The following is a 17,936-nucleotide window of genomic DNA, read 5'->3' on the forward strand; positions in this document are numbered from 1 at the left end:
ATCGAACTTATTTTAATGGGCTGTAATGTAATGTTTTAATCGTAATGGTGTATCCCAACGGGTAATGGGTAAACACGATGTCACCAGCGAGATGCGGGGTTGCTTTATAGTCAACATCAGCGACCACATTACCTCTATCATCAATCAGCTGACGATGCTGTGATATTTCTATCAATTGCCAGCCGATGGTTTGCAATGGGTTGTGCCAGGCGTCAGCCGGCCACAGGGTGAGCATCAGATTGAACAGTACCTGCTCCGGTTGCGGCAGCGTGTCGCCAAGCCCCGGTAGTACGCTGGCTTCGATGGTCTGATTTTCATAAGTCAGGCTGAGAATACGTGAGCCCCAGGATGAAAAACCGGCAAGCGCAATTTTTTGATGATCGACTTGCAGCTGCACGGGAAGCTGGTGGCTCTGTCCGGCCCATTGCGCAGTAATGAGCTGGCTGGCTGTTAATGTTTGGCCAAGGGCTGCGGGGGCAGGCAGGGTGACATAAGTATCAGGGGCGATATTGACCTGATTGGCCAGGGGCTCAGGCTTGCTGGCACAACCACTGAGCACCGTCATCAAAAAAAACAGAATGCAGGCTTTTATTAACGGTACTGGCTTTATTAACCGAACCGACGTTAATAACCGTATGCTCCGGGGCATGAGCCTCATCCATCTACCTCATCTGTGTGGCTAACCAGCTGTGGCATGGAAAGCGGGGCAAGTAACCAGGCGACCATGATACCTGTTAGTACGGTGATCCCAAAACTGTGGATTGCCTGAGTCGCGCTCAATGCCAGCAAGCCGAAAGAGAGCAGGGTGGTTGCTGCCGACAGGCTGATGGCCAATAGCGTACTTTTGGGCTGGGTCTGTTCAGCAAAGAACACGGTATAGTCGATACCGATACCTAAGATCAGGATCAACGCAAGCAGATTGAACAGGTTTAGCGGTACCCCTGTTATGGCGGTCACCGCAATGCCGACACAGCCGGCGACAACCGGCGGAATAATCAGCAAGATTGCTTGTTTTAGCCCATAGCGCCATGCGAGCAAGGCCAGAATAGCCCCGGTGGCGGCCACTAACAGTTCAGTGACCCGTATCCGGTATTCACCAAACAATGAAGAGACTTCGTCGGCTTTATCGAGATAACTGAGCGCCGGATCCTGAGCTGAAAATTGTTGTATCGCTTGCGGATCTCTGACGCCGCTTAACAGAATAATGGCTGCCTGCTGACCGCTGAGTTTACCCAGCCACATAAAGCGCAGTGGCGCTGATACCGGTGATGCCAGAAATTCATTAACCGTCAATGGACTGAAGTCATGATCAAGTTTTATATTCGTGTTGAGTTTAAGTTGCTGAGTCAGCGCCGCCCCCTGTTGCTGGTAGAGCTGGCGGATCAGCCGGAAATTATCTTGTTGTGCCTGTTCCGAGGGTAAGTACTGACTAATGCTCTGATAGCCTGCTAAAGCGGCCTGTTTGAGAGATGTGCTTGTTCCGATCATAGTATCGAGCTGATCGGTTACCAGGTTTAGCTGCGCTAATAACGCCTGCTCGTCGGTTGCTTTGACCAGCAGCATCTGCTGGCTATGACTGATGCCGGTGATGGTCTTAATGGTTTCTTCCTGCTGCTTAAGTGCGGCAGGAAGGGCCTGTAGCTGGCGAATATCATCGTTATAGCTGGTATGGTAAATACCGACTAACGAGGCGAGTAGCAAGACCGATGGCAGAGCAATACGGACCGCGGGCTTTTGCCACATTGCCAGCCATGCCGTCATCAATGGCGTCATTGGCAAGATCCGAGGCTGACTCGGATTACGAGCGAGGATCGGGTACCAACATACCACTGTGGCATAAGCGGCGGCTAAGCCGAATGCCGAAAATAATGACAGTTGCTGCAAGCCGGGAAACGGTGCAATCAACATGCCTAAATAGCCAATCAAACTGGTGATCAGGCCCAGAGTGATGGCAACAAAAATATGCTTCAGCCCTCGCCGCGCATCCCAGTGACTGCCTTCGGCTAACCGATCGGTCAGGAAGTGGAACGCATAATCAATCGAGACCCCGATCAGGCTGGCACCAAACACTAAGCTGAACAGATGTACCTTGCCGAAAATCGCTACGGTAAGCACAAAAGCCGCTAACAGCCCGCAGGAAATTGAAAGCAGGGCCAGTACCAGTGGCAGCGGGCTGCGATAGACCACCAATAGCAATACGACAATGCCGAGCAGTGAACCAATACCGATGGTGCTGATTTCACTCTTGGCACTTTCTGTACCGTGTGCGGCATAGAAAATCACCCCGGTATGGAGGATATCAACAGCAAACTGCTGGCGGATTTGATCTTCGAGTGCGGCTAATTCGGGGAGTTGCTGTTGTAATCCCAGATTATAGGCCGAGCCTGCCAGATCGGCGGTGATCAGGGCATAGTCCCGGTCTTGGTCGCTTGATGTTAAGAACCCGTCAGTCAGCTTGAAGCTGCCAGACTGGGCGGTCAGTTGGGCTAAAAAATCCCGGAACAACAGGAAGGGGTCGCTTTTCAGCTCGTTGCCGGTGACACCCGAAAAAGGATTGTAAAGCGCGTGGATCACGCGTTGGACTTGTTGTTCGGGTACTTCTCGTAAGCGTGTTTTTTGCTCTGATGTTAATAACTGAAAGCGCTTCGGAAAGTAAAGCTGGCCCCAGGCTTGTTGCAGATTCTGACTCAGTTTGCCCGTGACGTCACTGAACATGCCGAGGGTTGAGAGCTGGGTTGAGAATTGCTCGGCGGCAGAGATCAGCTGTGTTTTATCTTTACTGCCGATCAGAAAGATGACTTTGTTGCTCATGCTATCGGCAACCTGATCGAAAGCTTGCTGTGCTATCGGATCTTTCCGGTTCTCAGGCAGCAACGCCAGAATATTGGTTTCAATCGGCGTATGGCGGCTGGCTGTTAGCTGGTATCCCAAGGCACCAGCCAGTAACAGTACAATCAACAGCCAAACGGCGGCAAGTTTAGAATTGGAAGGCACGTTGTTCTTCTGCGGTTAGTTCAGCGGGTACAGCACGTTGGTTAGAAAACGTAATGTCGGTGATATCACCACGAATTTCAGTCAGTGTCAGGTTATTGATATAATCTTGCCCATTAATGGTGATCGTTTTAAAAACGGCATTCAATGGGGCAGATTTGGGAGTAAGCACTAACTGCCACTGATTTGCTTTGGTGGAGGTTTTGGCATTATCGGTTAACACCATGTCGAACTGATCTGTCAGCTGGCTGGTATCACCTTTGAACAGCGAGAGAAATACGTGGCTGAAATAGAATACCATCGGGTTTTCACTGGCTGAAATAACCTGGGCTGGCTGATCTGCGACCTGCTGGCTTAATTTATCTTGGGTCAGGATCAGCGATACCGGAAAAGGCACAGTCTGTTGCCACAATAACCCCTGCTTTTCAGCCAGCAGAAACTGGCCTTGTGAAGTCAGCGGCTGATTGAACATTTCCATTTTGCGGGTTTGTTCAAAGTCACCGCGCACAATGGGCTGGTGAGAGAGCTGTTGCTGCAGCTCAGGCAATGAAATTGCCTGAGCTGAAACACTTGCCATGACGGTGAGACTAAAGCAGAGAGTCGCACCGAGAAATCGCCCCCACTGTTTGATTATCGGCTTAGTTATTAACAGCATGCCATGTCTCTATTTTGTCAGTGAATACTGTCGGTGACACAAAGCACATCTCACCATTGTCGATATTGACAGCGACCTGCATGGTGTGTGCTTTGGTCATACGCTGCCCGGTATCGGCATCATAGATCACGTAATCGACTCGGAGCCGGTTTTCCCACTCGGTCAGAGAAGCAGAAATACGGATCCGGTGATTGTACGGAATTGGCTTGACGTACTTTACCCGGGTATCAATGATTGGCCACATATAGCCGGAGTCCATCATCTCCCGGTAACTGTAATCAATCTTTTCCATCAATATTCGACGTGCTTCTTCAAAGAAGCGGAAGTAATTGCCGTGATAGACCACGCCCATAGGGTCAGCATCCTGAAAGGACGTGACCATAGTGACTTCAGCGCTTAAGTGAGTCACATTTTTTGTCATTTATACAGTTCCCAGTGTTGCTGCTGAATTTTTGCGATGAAGCGCCGCAAATCACTTTCCAGCGGGCGGTCTTCTATAACAGGGTCAAAGTCTTGCAATACCGCGTCTGTTATTGCCTTCAGCGCCGGGCTGAAGTGGTTTTCATCCAGTTCATTATGGCGCTTGCGGAGCTCTAACGCCTGCGATGCTGCCAGTAGCGACGCGGCGGTTACCTGCTCTGTCAGCTGCAACACGCGCAGACAGTCGCGGGAGGCAATGGTCCCCATGCTGACTTTGTCCTGGTTGTGGCATTCGGTCGAGCGTGAGAATACGCTGGCAGGCATGGTGTGTTTCAGCGCTTCTGCCGTCCACGCCGAGACACCAATCTGGACCGCTTTAAAGCCGTGATTAATAGGCTTTCGTTCACCTTCTGCACCGGTGAGATTGAACGGCAGGCCGTTATTAAATTTATAATCCATGAGCTGAGCCATCTGGCGATCCAGCAGATCGGCGATGTTCGCCACGGCTGTTTTCAGGGTATCCATCGCCATTGCGATATGGCCGCCGTAGAAATGACCGCCATGCAGTACGCGTTCGTTGTCGCCGTCGATAATGGGGTTATCGTTAGCACTGTTGAGTTCATTTTCGATCATCTGACGCAGCCATGGCAGAGTGTCTTGCAGCACGCCGATAACATGCGGCGCGCAGCGCAATGAGTAACGGTCTTGCAGGCGGTCACTGTTTCGTGGCGGACGATCAGCCTGGAGATCAGAGCGTAACCAGCTGGCAATTTGCTGCTGGCCCGGATGGGGTTTCACTGCAAACAGTGCTTCATCAAAATGAAAGTCGTTGCCGTGCATGCCGACAGAGACCATTGCCGTGATTTTGGTTGCTAGCTGTGCCAGATATTCTGCCCGTTTATAGGCAATACAAGCTAACGCAGTCATCACGGCAGTCCCGTTCATCAAGGCCAGACCTTCTTTGGGTTTCAGCTTGATGGGCTTGATCCCAAGTTCGGCGAAGACGTCAGCGGTCGGGCGGATCTCACCCTGATAGATAACTTCACGTTCACCAATTAACACTGCCGCCAAATAAGACAGAGGGGTCAAATCACCGCTGGCCCCGACAGAGCCTTCCTGAGGAATGCGCGGTGAGATGTCATGGTTGATCAGGGTAACAATCTGATTAAGCAGATCATGGCTGACGCCGGAAACGCCCTGTGCCAGAGAACATAACCGGGTTGCCAGTACGGCACGGGCTTGCTGGTGGTCAAGATTTTCGCCCAGTCCGCAGCCGTGGAAACGGGTCAGGTGAAGTGGCAGTTCATCAACCAGATTCGGCGGAATGGCGACGGTACAAGAATCACCGTAGCCTGTTGTTACACCGTATATAACGCCCTCTTCCTTGAGCAGGCGCTCAAGAAAGGCGACGCCACGATCAATTTTTGCTGTAAATTCAACCGAGCTGTTCATTTCAGCCAGGCTGCCATTGGCAACGGAAAGTACATCTTCAATGGTCAGGCGCTCTGCGCCGAATTGGATCTTTTCTTGGGGCTTATTTGTCATTATTTTTTTCACTTAACTGCCAGAAATTAAAGAAGTTATACCACTGTAGTGGCGCCATCATCGTATAGTGTTCGAGACGGCGGGCATACTGGCTAACGACCGTTTTTAGAGCCTCTTCACGTTGCCCTCTTGGCAGTTTGACTTGTTCGCAAAAGGGTTCGAAATAGATATCAAAATGCGGTGTTTTCTTATTCTCATCGCGCAGACCAAATAAGAGGTAAACCGGTGATTTCAAAACCGCAGCCAGAATGAATGGCCCTTGCGGAAACGGGGCTGGCTGGCCAAGAAAATCGGCCCAGACGACGCGTTGCTCTTTAGTGGCAGAGGTGCGATCGCCAACAATGACAATCCATTCTCCTTGCGCTAACTTTTGTTCCAGCAAAATGGCGGTATCCGGACCCAACTGGCTAACCTGGATCAGGTTGATCTCAGATTTTGGATTGACCGCTTTCATGACCGCGTTAAAGCGCTCGGCATGTTCGGTGAAAACCAGCGCGTTAATTTTCAGGCTCTCATGACGGCGACTCAGTGCCCGGCACAGTTCCAGATTGCCAAGATGAGAGCCGATGATCACGCTCCCCCTATCTTGATGAACAAGATCCTCAAAATGTTCAAAGCCATGCAGGGTCAGGTTTTTTTCGGAAAAATCTCCCCGCCATGCCGCTAATTTGTCCAGCACGGTATGGCCAAAAGAGAGCAGATGCTGGTAGCTGCTAAGCTTTCCTGGCAATGCGCTTCCTTGTCGTCTGGCGTGGGTGGTTAATTTGTCCAGGTATAATTCGGATGTCTTACGTGCGGATTTTCCGGTCAGGTAGTAGTAGGCGATGACCGGTTTCAGCAATAAGTTAAATGCGGATCGTCCCAGCAGTGAATAGACCGCCAGCAGGGTTTGAATGCCGATAATGGTGCCTCGCTCGGCATGCGAAGACCAATGTTGCTGCTGGCTTGACCGACGTTTTAATAGCTTAGGGATACGCGGTAACATGCCAAAGAACAATCGGGTGTGCATGGCACTGATTTTCACGTTGTCCCATAACGCATCGAAGTGGGAAATCCCTCCTTCGGGATAAATGACTTTCGTGTCAATAAAGCGAATGTCGCACTCATCCCAGTACATACGAACCATGATTTCAGTATCAAAATCCATCCTTTTACCGGTCTGATTGCGATCCAATATTTTTATCGTGCGACCGATAGGGTAAGCACGAAAGCCACACATACTGTCTTTGATCGTAAAAGAGAGCGTTTCAATCCAGACCCAGATGTGGGTTGCATAGCGGCCATATAAGCGGGACTTTGGAACTGATTCGTCATATACGGGCTGACCCGAAATTAACGCCGTTGGATGGGCTTGCGCCTCTGCAATCAGCTTGGGCAGTGCGTCTAAGTTGTGTTGGCCATCCGCATCAATCTGAATGGCATGGCTGAAGCTTTGCTTAAATGCCTGATAAATACCCGCAATGACCGCACCGCCTTTGCCCTGGTTTTCTGGCAGGGTGATGACACTGACATGCTCGCGCTGTTGTTGTTCGGCAAGAATCGCTTTGGTTTGTTCATTACTGCCATCATCAACAATAATCACCGGCAAGTTGTAACTTGCCAGTGAATCTAATACTGCCGGCACGGTTTTGCCGTGGTTATAACAGGGGATCAGAAAGCAGGGGTGGAACGTCGTCATCACTCTGTATCCAATTTGATTCGTCCTGACGAGTGGGAGCCGCTTGCGGACGAGTAAGTAAACTGCAGTTTCTGTTTTTCTTCAGACCAGCTCAGGCTCAGTTCGACAATACTGTCGGGTAAAATGGGGTTCTGAAATTTAATCACTTCCATCCCGGCAAAATTGGGGTGGGCATTTAAGAGGGTCTGGCCGTAAAATAACGCCCAGTCAATTTGAGTGACGCCCGGCAGTAATGGGTGTGACGGGAAATGGCCCTGAAAATCTAAAATATCGGCATCGACTTTCAATGTCAGTACAGCACGGTCATCCGTGATGTGCTGAGCGATAATAGTGGGTTTACGTTTGGTCATTATAGTACCGGCTTTCTCTTAAATGTCTTTGGATTGTTGTTTGAACAGCAGTTCCAAGTCCCTGATCAGTCGTTTACCCTGGGTGTTAAGCGGGATTTCATCAACGACTCGATAGCGACGGGGGATACCGACAGGTTCCAGCCATAGCCTTAATTCCTGTCTCAGCGTCAACCAGAACTTGCCTTTACCCATCTCTGATAGGGTTGCGTGACCTTGCTCGCTCAGGGTGATGACGGCTGCCAGAATCAGGCGATTGGTTTCTTGCAGCGGAAAAACGGCTGCTTCTTCAATCCATTCCAGCTGGCACAAGCGACGTTCGACTTCTGTTAACGAGATCCGCTTTTCTTCAATTTTAACCACCCTGTCAGCGCGGCCTTTTAGTATAAACTGATCATCCGCTAGCAGCTCGCATTGATCGCTGGTTTGATACCAGCTTTGTGGATCAACAAACGGTGAGCGCAAACGCAAACATCCCTCGGCATTTAATGCCATCTCGATAGAGGAGAATCGTTGCCATGGGGTTGCTGGTTCCCGCTGCTGTCGATAGCCGATACCGCCGGTTTCGGTACTGCCAAATACTTCAAACGGCAGTTGCTCAAATAATTGCAAACTCTGCTGGGCAGCACTTGGTGGTAATGGGCCCCCGGATGAAAAAATGGCGCGATAGGCGGTGGTTGCCTGATCATCCGTCAGTCGTTTCAACAGGGCTGGACTACTGATTAAGGTACTGTTCTGACTGGCATGTGCCATGACTTGCTCTGGATAGATCAGGTCAAATCGTTCAAATCGCCGACCGGCACAGAGCGGCCATAATACCCGGAACAGCAAGCCGTAAATATGTTGGTGCGAAACGGTACTGGCAACGATTGAGTCTGACAGTAGCTCGCCCCAGGTTGTCTCCAGCTGGGCGATTTCAGCATCGAGCAAATCGAGGGTTTTCTCAATCGCTTTCGGGGTACCGCTAGAGCCTGAGGTAAACAGAGTTAACCGAATGTCACTCAAAGGTAATGGCGAAAAACGGGTGGAATTGGTTATCTCTGCAGCAGATGACGCCGGTAGCTTAAACGCGGCTTTATCGAAGTTATGCTGAAATACGCCATCATGCAAAACTGCATCGAAGTGGGTTGATAGTTCAGCTAATGCGGCAGGTTGATGGTTGCCGGGCAAAATAAGATGGCGCCTGGCGTGCGCTGCCGCCATAAAGGCAACGGCAAAATAGTAGCTGTCATCAAAGCAGATAGCCCAACGCTGGTGCTTGCTGGATGTCAGTTGTTGAGTCAGTTGGCTGACATCATGATAAAACCGTGACCAGGAGACGATATCAGCCTGTGCAATTGCCACTGGCTGAGAGTCGGGCCGGGGAGAGGCCATCAGGTTTGCTAATGATTTGGAGGTCATGACTTTTTTTGCATCCATTGGCGAATAAACCATTCCGAGATAAACAGACAGCCTGCCAGAATATAACTGATCAAGCCGTTATACAGAGTCCATGTCGCTAATGGCATAAAGCAGGTGGCTAACGCTACCGAACCATTGAATAAAAAAAATCCGCACCAAACCTTGGTGACCGTTCGGGTGTAACGTACGCCACTTTCAGGTAAGTCCGGTTCTTGTAACCGTGCCAGACGTTCAATCAGGGTTTCTTGCTGCCATAAGCTGGATGCGAACAAACCGAGCATCAGCGTATTGACTATCACCGGGTAAAAGGTGAACCAGCCTTCTTGTCGAAACAGGCCGCCAAGTAACGTCAAAACAATCCCGGCCCCACCACTGAGCCAGGCGATATATTTGAATTCGCGCAGACGAGTTTGGTTTCCCGCGATGATCCGCAGCAAAAACAACACCGCCAGCAGTCCGGCTACCGTTCCCAGCCCCCATTGGCTAAGCCCGTAATAAACTGCTAGCGGGTAAGCAAGTAATGCAGTCGCTGACAGCACCGTCAGCAGACGCATTATTCAGCCTTCAGAAGATTAACAACCGCATCGACAATATCGTCGACGGTACGGACAGATTTAAACTCTTCTGGTTTGATTTTTTTTCCGGTCTGATTTTGCAGATGAACGACAAGATCCACAGCGTCAATGCTGTCTAGATCAAGCTCTTGATAAAGCTGTGCTTCAGGTTTGATGGCGTCAGCATCAAGTTCGAATAACTCCACTAATGCATCACGTACGAGTTCAAAAATTTGGTTACGATTTACTTCTGTCATAATGGTTACGCTTTGTTTGCCGTTAGGCTTTGTTCTGTGAGATGTATTTTGCCAGATTTGCCACGGAAGCAAAGTGTTGACGCGTATTCGTGTCATCGGCATCGATCACAACGTGATAGGTTTTCTTAATTGCGAGCCCTAATTCTAACGCATCGATTGAGTCCAGGCCTAAACCGTCACCGAATAGTGGTGCATTGGTTTCGATATCATCAACCGTGATATCTTCGAGGTTCAGTGCTTCAATGATGAGCATTTTTAGTTCAGTTTGTAATTGGTCCACAGTGGCCTACCTGTCTTTAATCGTATTTATGCCTTCATCAGAAGGCGGAAAAATAACATCCGCAAGGTGGCGATTTAATTGCCTGGCCGCTGATGTTGATGAACTGGTTTCGCGGAGAATAGAAGCAATGTCTATTTTCTCCTTCACGTCTATGCGAAAAAAGGGTTTGGTATCCGGTACCTGATACCATTTTTTCTCTTTGGTTAAAAAGCTGGGCTTAACGGTAATATGGACCACGCGTACATCTGTTTGGGTTCTGACCGCTATTTGTGCCGCCCCTCGCTGAAGTTTCGAGGCCTGGCCCGGCGTTGTACGCGTACCTTCCGGAAAAACTAATAAGACATTGCCACTTTTAAGCCTTACGCTGCAGTCTTCCAGTAAGCTCTCAGGATCGCGATTTGGAATATAACCTGCTGCTTTTACAATCCCTTTCATAAATGGATTGTGCCATATAGCCGCTTTAACTAAACAGTCGCATTGCGGTAAACGCGACGCAATTAACACGTAGTCAATCAAACTCGGGTGATTGGCGACAATTAAGCAGTTGCGATCTTGTTGCAGTACTTCCTCGCCGATAAATTTGTAGTCAATGGCTCCCCAGAACCGCATCGTCTGGCAAAAGAACGCGAAAGAGTGACGAATGATTGATTGCACTTTCAATTCTCGCTGTGCCTGATTTTTTGTTGATATTGTTATCAGAGGAAAGATGATAAACGTCAGGCAAAGAGCCCCAAGGCCGAACAATGAAAAACAGAGACCGGTTGCAAATACGCGCCAGATTTTATTGATGCGTTGAGACAGAGATAAAGATTGGTCCGCCACGAATTAACGCTTCCAATGCCAATGCGTTCGCCGCGCAGCTATCGACCATGTGTTGTTATTGCTCAGTAAATTAGCAATGACACCAAGAGATTGCGGCATCTGTTCTTCCGGTGACGGCGCTTCTGATAACGGCTTTTCAGAAAAGGGGGCTTGTGGTGAACCAGTGACAGTCTGACTTGATACTGGCTCCCAGGATAGTTGGTAATCACCACCACCGGTTAACACCATCCCCAGTGCGTACCTCTGGTAGTGGCCCACGTCAAATTGCTGATACGGGCTTGGGAGTGGCTCATCAAAATCGACAACCAGCACGCGATGATTCGGGTATTCGGCTAAATAGGCGGCAGCGTCAATCAATGCGGAATGTAAGGTGTTTTCGCCAGCACCAATTGAGGCGACCGGAATCGCCTTTCGGGTTGCAATGGTAAATAAACCTGCAGCCGTATTATGGACGGATTGCGAAAATGCGGTGGGAGAGGCATCTTCTCCATTAAGGATATCCTGCAGCAGTTTGACCGTTCTGGTCAGTTCACCATGTCGGCTCGAAAAAACAATGTAATCAATGTCCTGATCAGGTATTTGTTGGATCAGGGAGATCGCTGTTTGCATAGCAAGCTTGCTCAATGAGCTCATACGACGGCGCATCATCGCCGGGATCAGGGTGCTGGGAACCGGCACGGGAGTTTCTGGCCAGATCTGATGATTGTCTGCCCAGGTCGCCCATGCTGCCGGATCGATTAAGCCTGGAGAAAGTGCCTGCCAGTTAATGATGTTAAAATGTACACTGTTCATTGGGGGGATTGTATACTTCCTGCTTTCTCGGTTCCATCATTAAAAGTAAAGTTTGCCGTCAGATGGTTACGAGAAGAGTATATGATTGTTTATTGTTCAGGCAACGACTCTTTCGCGGCCTACTCATCGAATAAGGAAACCCCATGAAACTCATAAAAGGGCTGGTGGTCGCAGCTATGTTTGTTACGCTAGTGGGTTGTAGTCGAGTGCAACCGCTCCTTAATGTAGAGAATACCCCAGTTGTATTTAACCTTCAAAGCTCTCACGTAAAACAAGCTATTATAGAGGCTGGCATTGGCCGAGGATGGGTCATGCGGGAAACAACGCCGGGGAAAATCCGAGGTGAATATCAGGCGAGATCACATCGAGCGATCATTGATATTACCTATAATGCGAAAACTTACTCAATCGAATACGCTGATTCGGACAACCTCAAGTATGAGGACGGGAAAATTCACCGTAATTACAACCGGTGGATAAATAATCTTGATGTGGATATTAAGAAGAAGCTGGCGATGCTGGCTCAGTAAAATCCATTTTTTAACAACAATATTAGTTAGGCTTATTTTGTGACTTTATATCAACGCGACCCATTTAATGCACTTGATGCAAAAACGGAAGCTCAAAAACTGGCGTTTGCGCCAATTGTGTTTCATACCGCAAGAACATTGCGTGATTTAGGCATTTTGGCTGCTATTGATGAGGCGGGTCAAGACGGCCTAAATGCTCAGCAAATTGCCGCGCAAACAGAGGTTTCCGAATACGGTGTTAAAGTGCTGCTGGATATGGCCCTGAGTGCACATATTGTCACCTGGAATAAACCTAACTATGTTTTAGCAAAGCTGGGGCATTACTTGCAACATGATGGCATGACTCAGGCGAATATGGACTTCACTGCAGATGTTTGTTACGCCGCGATGATGCACCTGACCGAAGCGATTAAAGAAGGCACGCCAGCAGGTCTCAAAGAGCTGGGCGACTGGGCAACGATTTATGAAGGCTTATCGCAGTTACCTGAAAAAGCCAAAGAGAGCTGGTTCAATTTTGATCATTTCTATTCAGATCGTTCCTTTCCTGTTTTGCTAAATCGTGTCTTTGCCCGTAAACCAAAACGTCTTTTTGATATTGGCGGCAATACCGGTAAATGGGCACTGCAGTGTTGTAATTATGACCCCGACGTTGAAGTGACTATCATTGATCTGCCGCAGCAAATTGAAATGGCACTGGAAAATGCCAAACAACAGGGTTTTTCCGATCGTATCAAAGGTCACCCAACCAATATGCTGGATCCATCTCAACCTTTGCCGAATGGCGCAGATGTGTGGTGGATGAGCCAGTTTCTTGATTGCTTCTCGCCAATGGAAATTCTCAGTATTTTACGCCGAGTTCGCCAGGCAATGTCACCCGATGCCACGGTGTATATTCTGGAACTGTTTTGGGATGCCCAGCGTTACGACGCTGCTGCCTACAGCCTGAATGCGACATCACTGTATTTTACCTGTTTAGCTAACGGCAACAGCCGTTTCTATCGCAGTGACGATTTCCTTGAAATTGTCGCTGAAGCGGGTTTTGACGTCGCGACCCGGACCGATGATATTGGCTTGGGCCACACGTTACTCGAGCTGAAACCTTCTCTTCCATCGAAGTAGCGGGCAAATGATGAGTCAATGAGCACGCCATCGATATGTACTGGATGGCAAAGCGATTGTGCAATTGACGAGATTGAGTGACTATTAGCGCTGCCACTAAAAGGTGTGGCAGTACGAAAGAAAGATGTAAGGTAAAGGCATGTCGAAAAAGTTCTACGTTGTATGGGTGGGTCGGGAAACAGGTGTATTCACGAGCTGGCCGTATACCAAAAAGCAGGTTGATAAGTATCCTCAGGCAAAATACAAATCCTTTCCCTCTCAGCAGGAAGCTGAAGCGGCTTATGCTGCAGGATGGAGTTCTGCGGGTAAAAGCGTGGTGAAAAAGCCGGCCAGTGCAGCAGGTAAGGCTCCTGCGACATTGAAAACCACCGGTGTGAAATCGGCAGAGCAGGATAATGCATCATCCCAACATTTTGACGTCAAAATATACTGCGATGGTGGCTGCGATCCGAATCCAGGCAAAGCAGGGTCGGGCGTGGCGGTGTATCGCGACGGAAGTTTAGCCGAGCTGTGGTACGGGCTGTATAACCCTCAGGGAACCAATAACTCAGCAGAGCTGAACGCGTTATATCAATCATTGCAGATAGCGAAAAAAGCGATTGATAATGGCAAAACGGTTCAAATTCTCTGTGATTCACAATACTCCATAAACTGTATTACTAACTGGGCATTTAGTTGGCAGAAAAAGGGGTGGAAGAGGAGAACGGAAGGAGATATAAAAAATCTTGAAATTATTCAGCAGGCTCATGAGCTCTATAAAGAAATAAGCGATGACGTGGTTGTCTCTCATGTCAAGGCGCACATCGGGATCGAAGGTAACGAGTTGGCAGACCGCATGTCAATCTTTGGCATCGACCAGCAAGAAGTCCGTTTCAGCCAGTATTCAGGCCCCCTGGATATACAGAACATTCTTGCGCTGAGAGCGGGCTAACGGCTGCAATAAGACCTAATACCAATCGGTACCAAGGTGCTGATTGGTCTATTCAAAATACGAGGTTCAGGGCTCCCTCTGGCCATTTTTAGTCCGCCAGAAAATAGATGTTTATGCCATAATCGCTTATTGGGCGGTTTTTGATTTAGTCATCCAATCGTTTTGTGATAGACATACGTTTCCTAACTGTAACCTTATGTAATAATTATGAATAATAATTAACTAAAAACGTACCAGAACGTATTTGAAGAGTATGGACATCACGTGAATATATTATCGAGTTTTAAGGGCCGTATTATCGCGGTCGTTGTCTTATTATTAACCGCTTCATTAGCTATTTCGACTTCCCTTTCCTATCGCCAGCTTTCAGCGTCAATTCTGAGTAATGTTGATGAATATTCAATGCTCAAAATTGAGAGCTCATCTGATAAAATTACCGACTGGTTTCATACCATTAAAGAAGGCCTTATCGCAACAGCACCGGACTTCGCGACTGATCGCGGTGATTTGCAACTTACCCTGATGGTTAAGCAAATCGCGAACGCGACAAAAGCATCAGATATTGTTGTGGGATTTGAAGATGGCCGCTCTTATGGTGCCAAAAGTGGTATGCGCAGCGTATTTATCTACGATCCGCGTACTCGTGGTTGGTATAAGTCTGCCAAGCAGAAGCGCAGCACGGTAATCACCGGTATTTATACCGGGGCATCATCGGGCAACCTGATGGTCAGCATCGCTGAACCTTTCTTCGATGGAGGCAAGTTCCGCGGTGTTTTACTTGCCGATATCGAGTTGAGCCTGCTTACCGATGTGGTTAATCAGTCCCCTTTCCCCGGTGCTATGACTGGTTTATATGACAGCCAGGGTACAACGATTGCGGCAACCAACGAAGTCTATGAGCCCGGTAAAACCAAACTTTCTGACTTTCCCGAACTTGCTGAACTCGAGCGCAAGGTGCTTGCCTCGGATAGCGGAATTTTCAATTACCGCTTCGGTGGTGTTGACAAGATAGCTTACTTCCAGACCATTGAGCTTGATAAAGAGGCTCGTTGGCACCTGCTTGTGGGTATCGACAAGTCAGTGGCTTACGCTAAAGTCGATGAAGCCTTGAAGACCGCCTTATTCACTGCCGGGTTACTGATCCTCTTTGCTTCGGCGATTATTTTGGTAGTACTGAATCGGTTGTATCGTCCAATTCTTGCGTTGAAAAGCACGGTGGTTGATTTATCGCAGGGCAATGGCGATCTCACCCGGCGCCTTGATGTGAATACCAAAGATGATCTGGGCCAAATCGCCGAGGCGGTAAATACTTTTATCGGCAATTTGCAAGCGATGATGCTGGAAGTATCCCAATCATCCCGGCATATTTCAGAAGGTATCGAGCAACTTAAGACACAGACCGAGCTGAACGATACCGTTTTGGCTTCTCACGCTTTAGAAACAGATCAGGTCGTCACCGCTGTAAATGAAATGAGCTCAACGGCAGACAGTGTCGCGCAAAGTGCTTCACAATCGGCGGCATTTACGCAAGATACCAGTGATGAAGCCGAGGAATCTAAACGAGTGGTTGACGGTGCCGTAAGCAGCGTGGCGGCCTTGGTTGATGAAGTTGACGCCATGGCACTCAATATTCAGACCATGAGTGAAGATGCTCAAAAAATCGGTTCTGTCCTTAGCGTTATTGGCGAAATTGCCGATCAGACCAACTTACTGGCTTTGAATGCTGCTATCGAAGCAGCGCGTGCCGGAGAGCAGGGGCGGGGGTTTGCGGTTGTTGCTGACGAGGTACGAGCACTGGCTGCCAGAACGCAGCAGAGTACATCTGAAATCAACGAAATGCTCACTAAGTTACATAAGGGCACAAGTTCAGTCGTCACCGCGATGGATGATACTAAGCGGCGTTGCCAACAAACGGCTGATACGACCTCCAACGTTAACGATAGCCTGGACACGATGGCGACATCTGTGGTCAAAATTAATGATCTCGGGATTCAGATTGCCACGGCTGCAGAGGAGCAGAGTACGGTTACAGAAGAGATCAACCGCAACATGATGACAATCCAGGACATGGTTGGTCAGCTGACCGAAAATGGAGCCCAAACCATGGACAGCACACGCAACCTCGCGAGCAGTAACGAACAGCTGGCGGCGATTGTCAGTCAATTTAAGCTTAAGTAAGTCATTTAATTCCTTAGCTTAAACATGTATTCAAGGCCAGCGTTGGAACGCTGGCTTTTTTTCGCCGGTAGAAAACCGAAATAATCGAAAACCTAACAAGAGTGGTCATTGAATGAGCAGTGTGTGGACTACACTAATACGATTGGTTTAATGACAACAGGCACTTAAAAGGATAATAAGATGACCAGCAGAATAAAAATGATATTGGCAGGATTACTGTTTGTCTCCGGTTCAGTTCTGGCGCTGCAGGGTGAGTCAGTGAGTTACCAGGTAAACGGGCAAAATTATGAGGGATACTATATATCACCGGCTAAAGATGCTCCGTTGATATTGATGGTTCATGACTGGGACGGATTAACTGACTACGAAATAAAGCGTGCCGAGATGCTGGTTGAAGAAGGATACGCTGTATTTGCCGTTGATTTGTTTGGTGCCGGGATCAGGCCGACAAAAGTTGAAGACAAGCGCCAGCATACCGGCGAACTCTATAAAGACAGGCAGAAAATGCGCGACTTGCTTAATGGCGGACTAAAAGCAGCAGAAGCCAAGGGAGCGCAAACCGATGACGTTGTTGCCATGGGATATTGCTTTGGTGGTGCCGCCGTTTTAGAACTTGCCCGTTCCGGTGCAGATATGAAAGGTTTTGTCACTTTTCATGGTGGGCTGAAAACCCCGCAAGATCAGGATTATGCCAAAACGAAAGGAAGTGTGCTGGTCATGCACGGCGCGGCAGATCAGGCTATTTCAATGGAAGACTTTGCCGCTCTGTCGAAAGCGTTAGAAGCGAGTCAGGTTAGTCACGAAATGATTGTTTACAGCGGCGCACCTCACGCCTTTACGGTGTTCGATTCTCCCAATTATCGTGAAGAGGCAGATCATAAATCATGGCATCGTTTTCTGGCGTATTTGAATGAATTGAAGTAGTTAATCAGGTTTTTAAACGTTATGGTATAGGCAAAGCCAACAGCGAAAGATATTGCATGATTGAAGAAGTAACCGATAGCGATATTCCTGAGATAATTGTGCTAATCGATAACGCTATCAAGACTTGTATCGATGTACCTCATGCCATTGCCGATGATCTGGTCAACCATTGTGCGGATAATGTTTTGTGGTGGAAGGATAATAAGCAAAGTGCCGCACATTTTCTGTATCGTCTCGATGGCAGGATAGTCGGTGTCGTGTTGGTCAAAAATCACTGGAATCTGGCCAACTTGTTTGTCGATCCGGATTATCATGCCAGAGGGATAGGCAGAGACTTGGTTTTAAAAGCGCTGTCTGCCTGTAAGAATCGATCTGCAAAAGGCCGGGTAAAGCTTTCTTCATCAAACCATGCTGCGGGTTTCTATCATCGCGTGGGCTTTGAGCAGATAGGTGACGCCAAACCTTTACCCGGTGGTTGTATTCCATTTGAGTACCGTTTTTAAGGGAGTTTA

General features: G+C 48.6%; 19 protein-coding genes. 6 read left to right on the top strand and 13 right to left on the bottom strand.

From position 1 onward, the window contains the following. Window positions 1–7 precede the first annotated feature (7 nt). From AC2204_RS03115 to AC2204_RS03175, 13 genes are read right to left on the bottom strand one after another with little or no spacing between them, the layout of a single operon-like run. Entirely contained in the window at window positions 8–649 is a 642-nt protein-coding gene (locus AC2204_RS03115) for a DUF3261 domain-containing protein (RefSeq protein WP_318924030.1), read from the bottom strand. Window positions 650–654: 5 nt separating this feature from the next. Further along, window positions 655–2,994: an MMPL family transporter gene (locus AC2204_RS03120; protein WP_318924031.1), complete on the bottom strand. Its 2,340-nt coding sequence runs from the start codon at window positions 2,992–2,994 to the stop codon at window positions 655–657. After that, entirely contained in the window at window positions 2,978–3,646 is a 669-nt protein-coding gene (locus AC2204_RS03125; protein ID WP_413466661.1) for a LolA family protein, read from the bottom strand. The genes AC2204_RS03120 and AC2204_RS03125 overlap by 17 nt, the downstream gene beginning before the upstream one ends. Next, window positions 3,630–4,067 (bottom strand): acyl-CoA thioesterase, encoded by a 438-nt coding sequence (locus AC2204_RS03130; RefSeq protein WP_318924032.1) that lies wholly within the window; start codon window positions 4,065–4,067, stop codon window positions 3,630–3,632. The genes AC2204_RS03125 and AC2204_RS03130 overlap by 17 nt, the downstream gene beginning before the upstream one ends. Beyond that, window positions 4,064–5,611: an HAL/PAL/TAL family ammonia-lyase gene (locus AC2204_RS03135; RefSeq protein WP_318924033.1), complete on the bottom strand. Its 1,548-nt coding sequence runs from the start codon at window positions 5,609–5,611 to the stop codon at window positions 4,064–4,066. The genes AC2204_RS03130 and AC2204_RS03135 overlap by 4 nt, the downstream gene beginning before the upstream one ends. Next, complete coding sequence (locus tag AC2204_RS03140; RefSeq protein WP_318924034.1) at window positions 5,601–7,289, bottom strand: glycosyltransferase family 2 protein; 1,689 nt, start codon at window positions 7,287–7,289, stop codon at window positions 5,601–5,603. The genes AC2204_RS03135 and AC2204_RS03140 overlap by 11 nt, the downstream gene beginning before the upstream one ends. Continuing rightward, window positions 7,289–7,639, bottom strand: a complete 351-nt coding sequence (locus AC2204_RS03145; protein WP_318924035.1) for an ApeI family dehydratase — start codon at window positions 7,637–7,639, stop codon at window positions 7,289–7,291. The genes AC2204_RS03140 and AC2204_RS03145 overlap by 1 nt, the downstream gene beginning before the upstream one ends. Window positions 7,640–7,657: 18 nt before the next feature. Next, window positions 7,658–9,055, bottom strand: a complete 1,398-nt coding sequence (locus tag AC2204_RS03150; RefSeq protein WP_318924036.1) for an AMP-binding protein — start codon at window positions 9,053–9,055, stop codon at window positions 7,658–7,660. Further along, a complete protein-coding gene (locus AC2204_RS03155; RefSeq protein ID WP_413466672.1) occupies window positions 9,034–9,594 on the bottom strand; it encodes a COG4648 family protein in 561 nt (186 codons plus the stop codon). Before AC2204_RS03155 ends, AC2204_RS03150 begins: the two co-directional genes overlap by 22 nt. Next, complete coding sequence (locus tag AC2204_RS03160; protein WP_318924038.1) at window positions 9,591–9,848, bottom strand: acyl carrier protein; 258 nt, start codon at window positions 9,846–9,848, stop codon at window positions 9,591–9,593. The genes AC2204_RS03155 and AC2204_RS03160 overlap by 4 nt, the downstream gene beginning before the upstream one ends. 22 nt (window positions 9,849–9,870) lie before the next feature. Beyond that, on the bottom strand, window positions 9,871–10,128 hold the full coding sequence (locus AC2204_RS03165) for a phosphopantetheine-binding protein (protein ID WP_318924039.1): 258 nt from the start codon (window positions 10,126–10,128) through the stop codon (window positions 9,871–9,873). A 6-nt stretch (window positions 10,129–10,134) separates the two neighbouring features. Continuing rightward, window positions 10,135–10,950, bottom strand: a complete 816-nt coding sequence (locus AC2204_RS03170) for a lysophospholipid acyltransferase family protein (RefSeq protein WP_318924040.1) — start codon at window positions 10,948–10,950, stop codon at window positions 10,135–10,137. Window positions 10,951–10,953: 3 nt separating this feature from the next. Next, window positions 10,954–11,742, bottom strand: coding sequence for a beta-ketoacyl synthase chain length factor (locus AC2204_RS03175; RefSeq protein ID WP_318924041.1), 789 nt, complete (start codon window positions 11,740–11,742; stop codon window positions 10,954–10,956). Window positions 11,743–11,885: 143 nt separating this feature from the next. Here AC2204_RS03175 and AC2204_RS03180 point away from each other — a divergent pair, with 143 nt between their 5' ends. From AC2204_RS03180 to AC2204_RS03205, 6 genes are all read left to right on the top strand, one after another. Then, window positions 11,886–12,272, top strand: coding sequence for a hypothetical protein (locus AC2204_RS03180; protein WP_318924042.1), 387 nt, complete (start codon window positions 11,886–11,888; stop codon window positions 12,270–12,272). A 39-nt stretch (window positions 12,273–12,311) separates the two neighbouring features. Then, complete coding sequence (locus AC2204_RS03185; RefSeq protein ID WP_318924043.1) at window positions 12,312–13,391, top strand: methyltransferase; 1,080 nt, start codon at window positions 12,312–12,314, stop codon at window positions 13,389–13,391. A 139-nt stretch (window positions 13,392–13,530) separates the two neighbouring features. Next, window positions 13,531–14,322, top strand: a complete 792-nt coding sequence (locus AC2204_RS03190; RefSeq protein WP_318924044.1) for a ribonuclease H family protein — start codon at window positions 13,531–13,533, stop codon at window positions 14,320–14,322. 264 nt (window positions 14,323–14,586) lie between these two features. Then, window positions 14,587–16,500 (top strand): methyl-accepting chemotaxis protein, encoded by a 1,914-nt coding sequence (locus AC2204_RS03195; protein ID WP_318924045.1) that lies wholly within the window; start codon window positions 14,587–14,589, stop codon window positions 16,498–16,500. 180 nt (window positions 16,501–16,680) lie between these two features. Next, the gene (locus AC2204_RS03200) at window positions 16,681–17,424 is read left to right on the top strand and encodes a dienelactone hydrolase family protein (protein ID WP_318924046.1); all 744 of its coding nucleotides are present in this window, start codon (window positions 16,681–16,683) and stop codon (window positions 17,422–17,424) included. A 56-nt stretch (window positions 17,425–17,480) separates the two neighbouring features. Beyond that, window positions 17,481–17,927, top strand: coding sequence for a GNAT family N-acetyltransferase (locus AC2204_RS03205; protein WP_318924047.1), 447 nt, complete (start codon window positions 17,481–17,483; stop codon window positions 17,925–17,927). Window positions 17,928–17,936 lie beyond the last annotated feature (9 nt).

The sequence above is a fragment of the Photobacterium sp. genome (genome assembly GCF_057456235.1).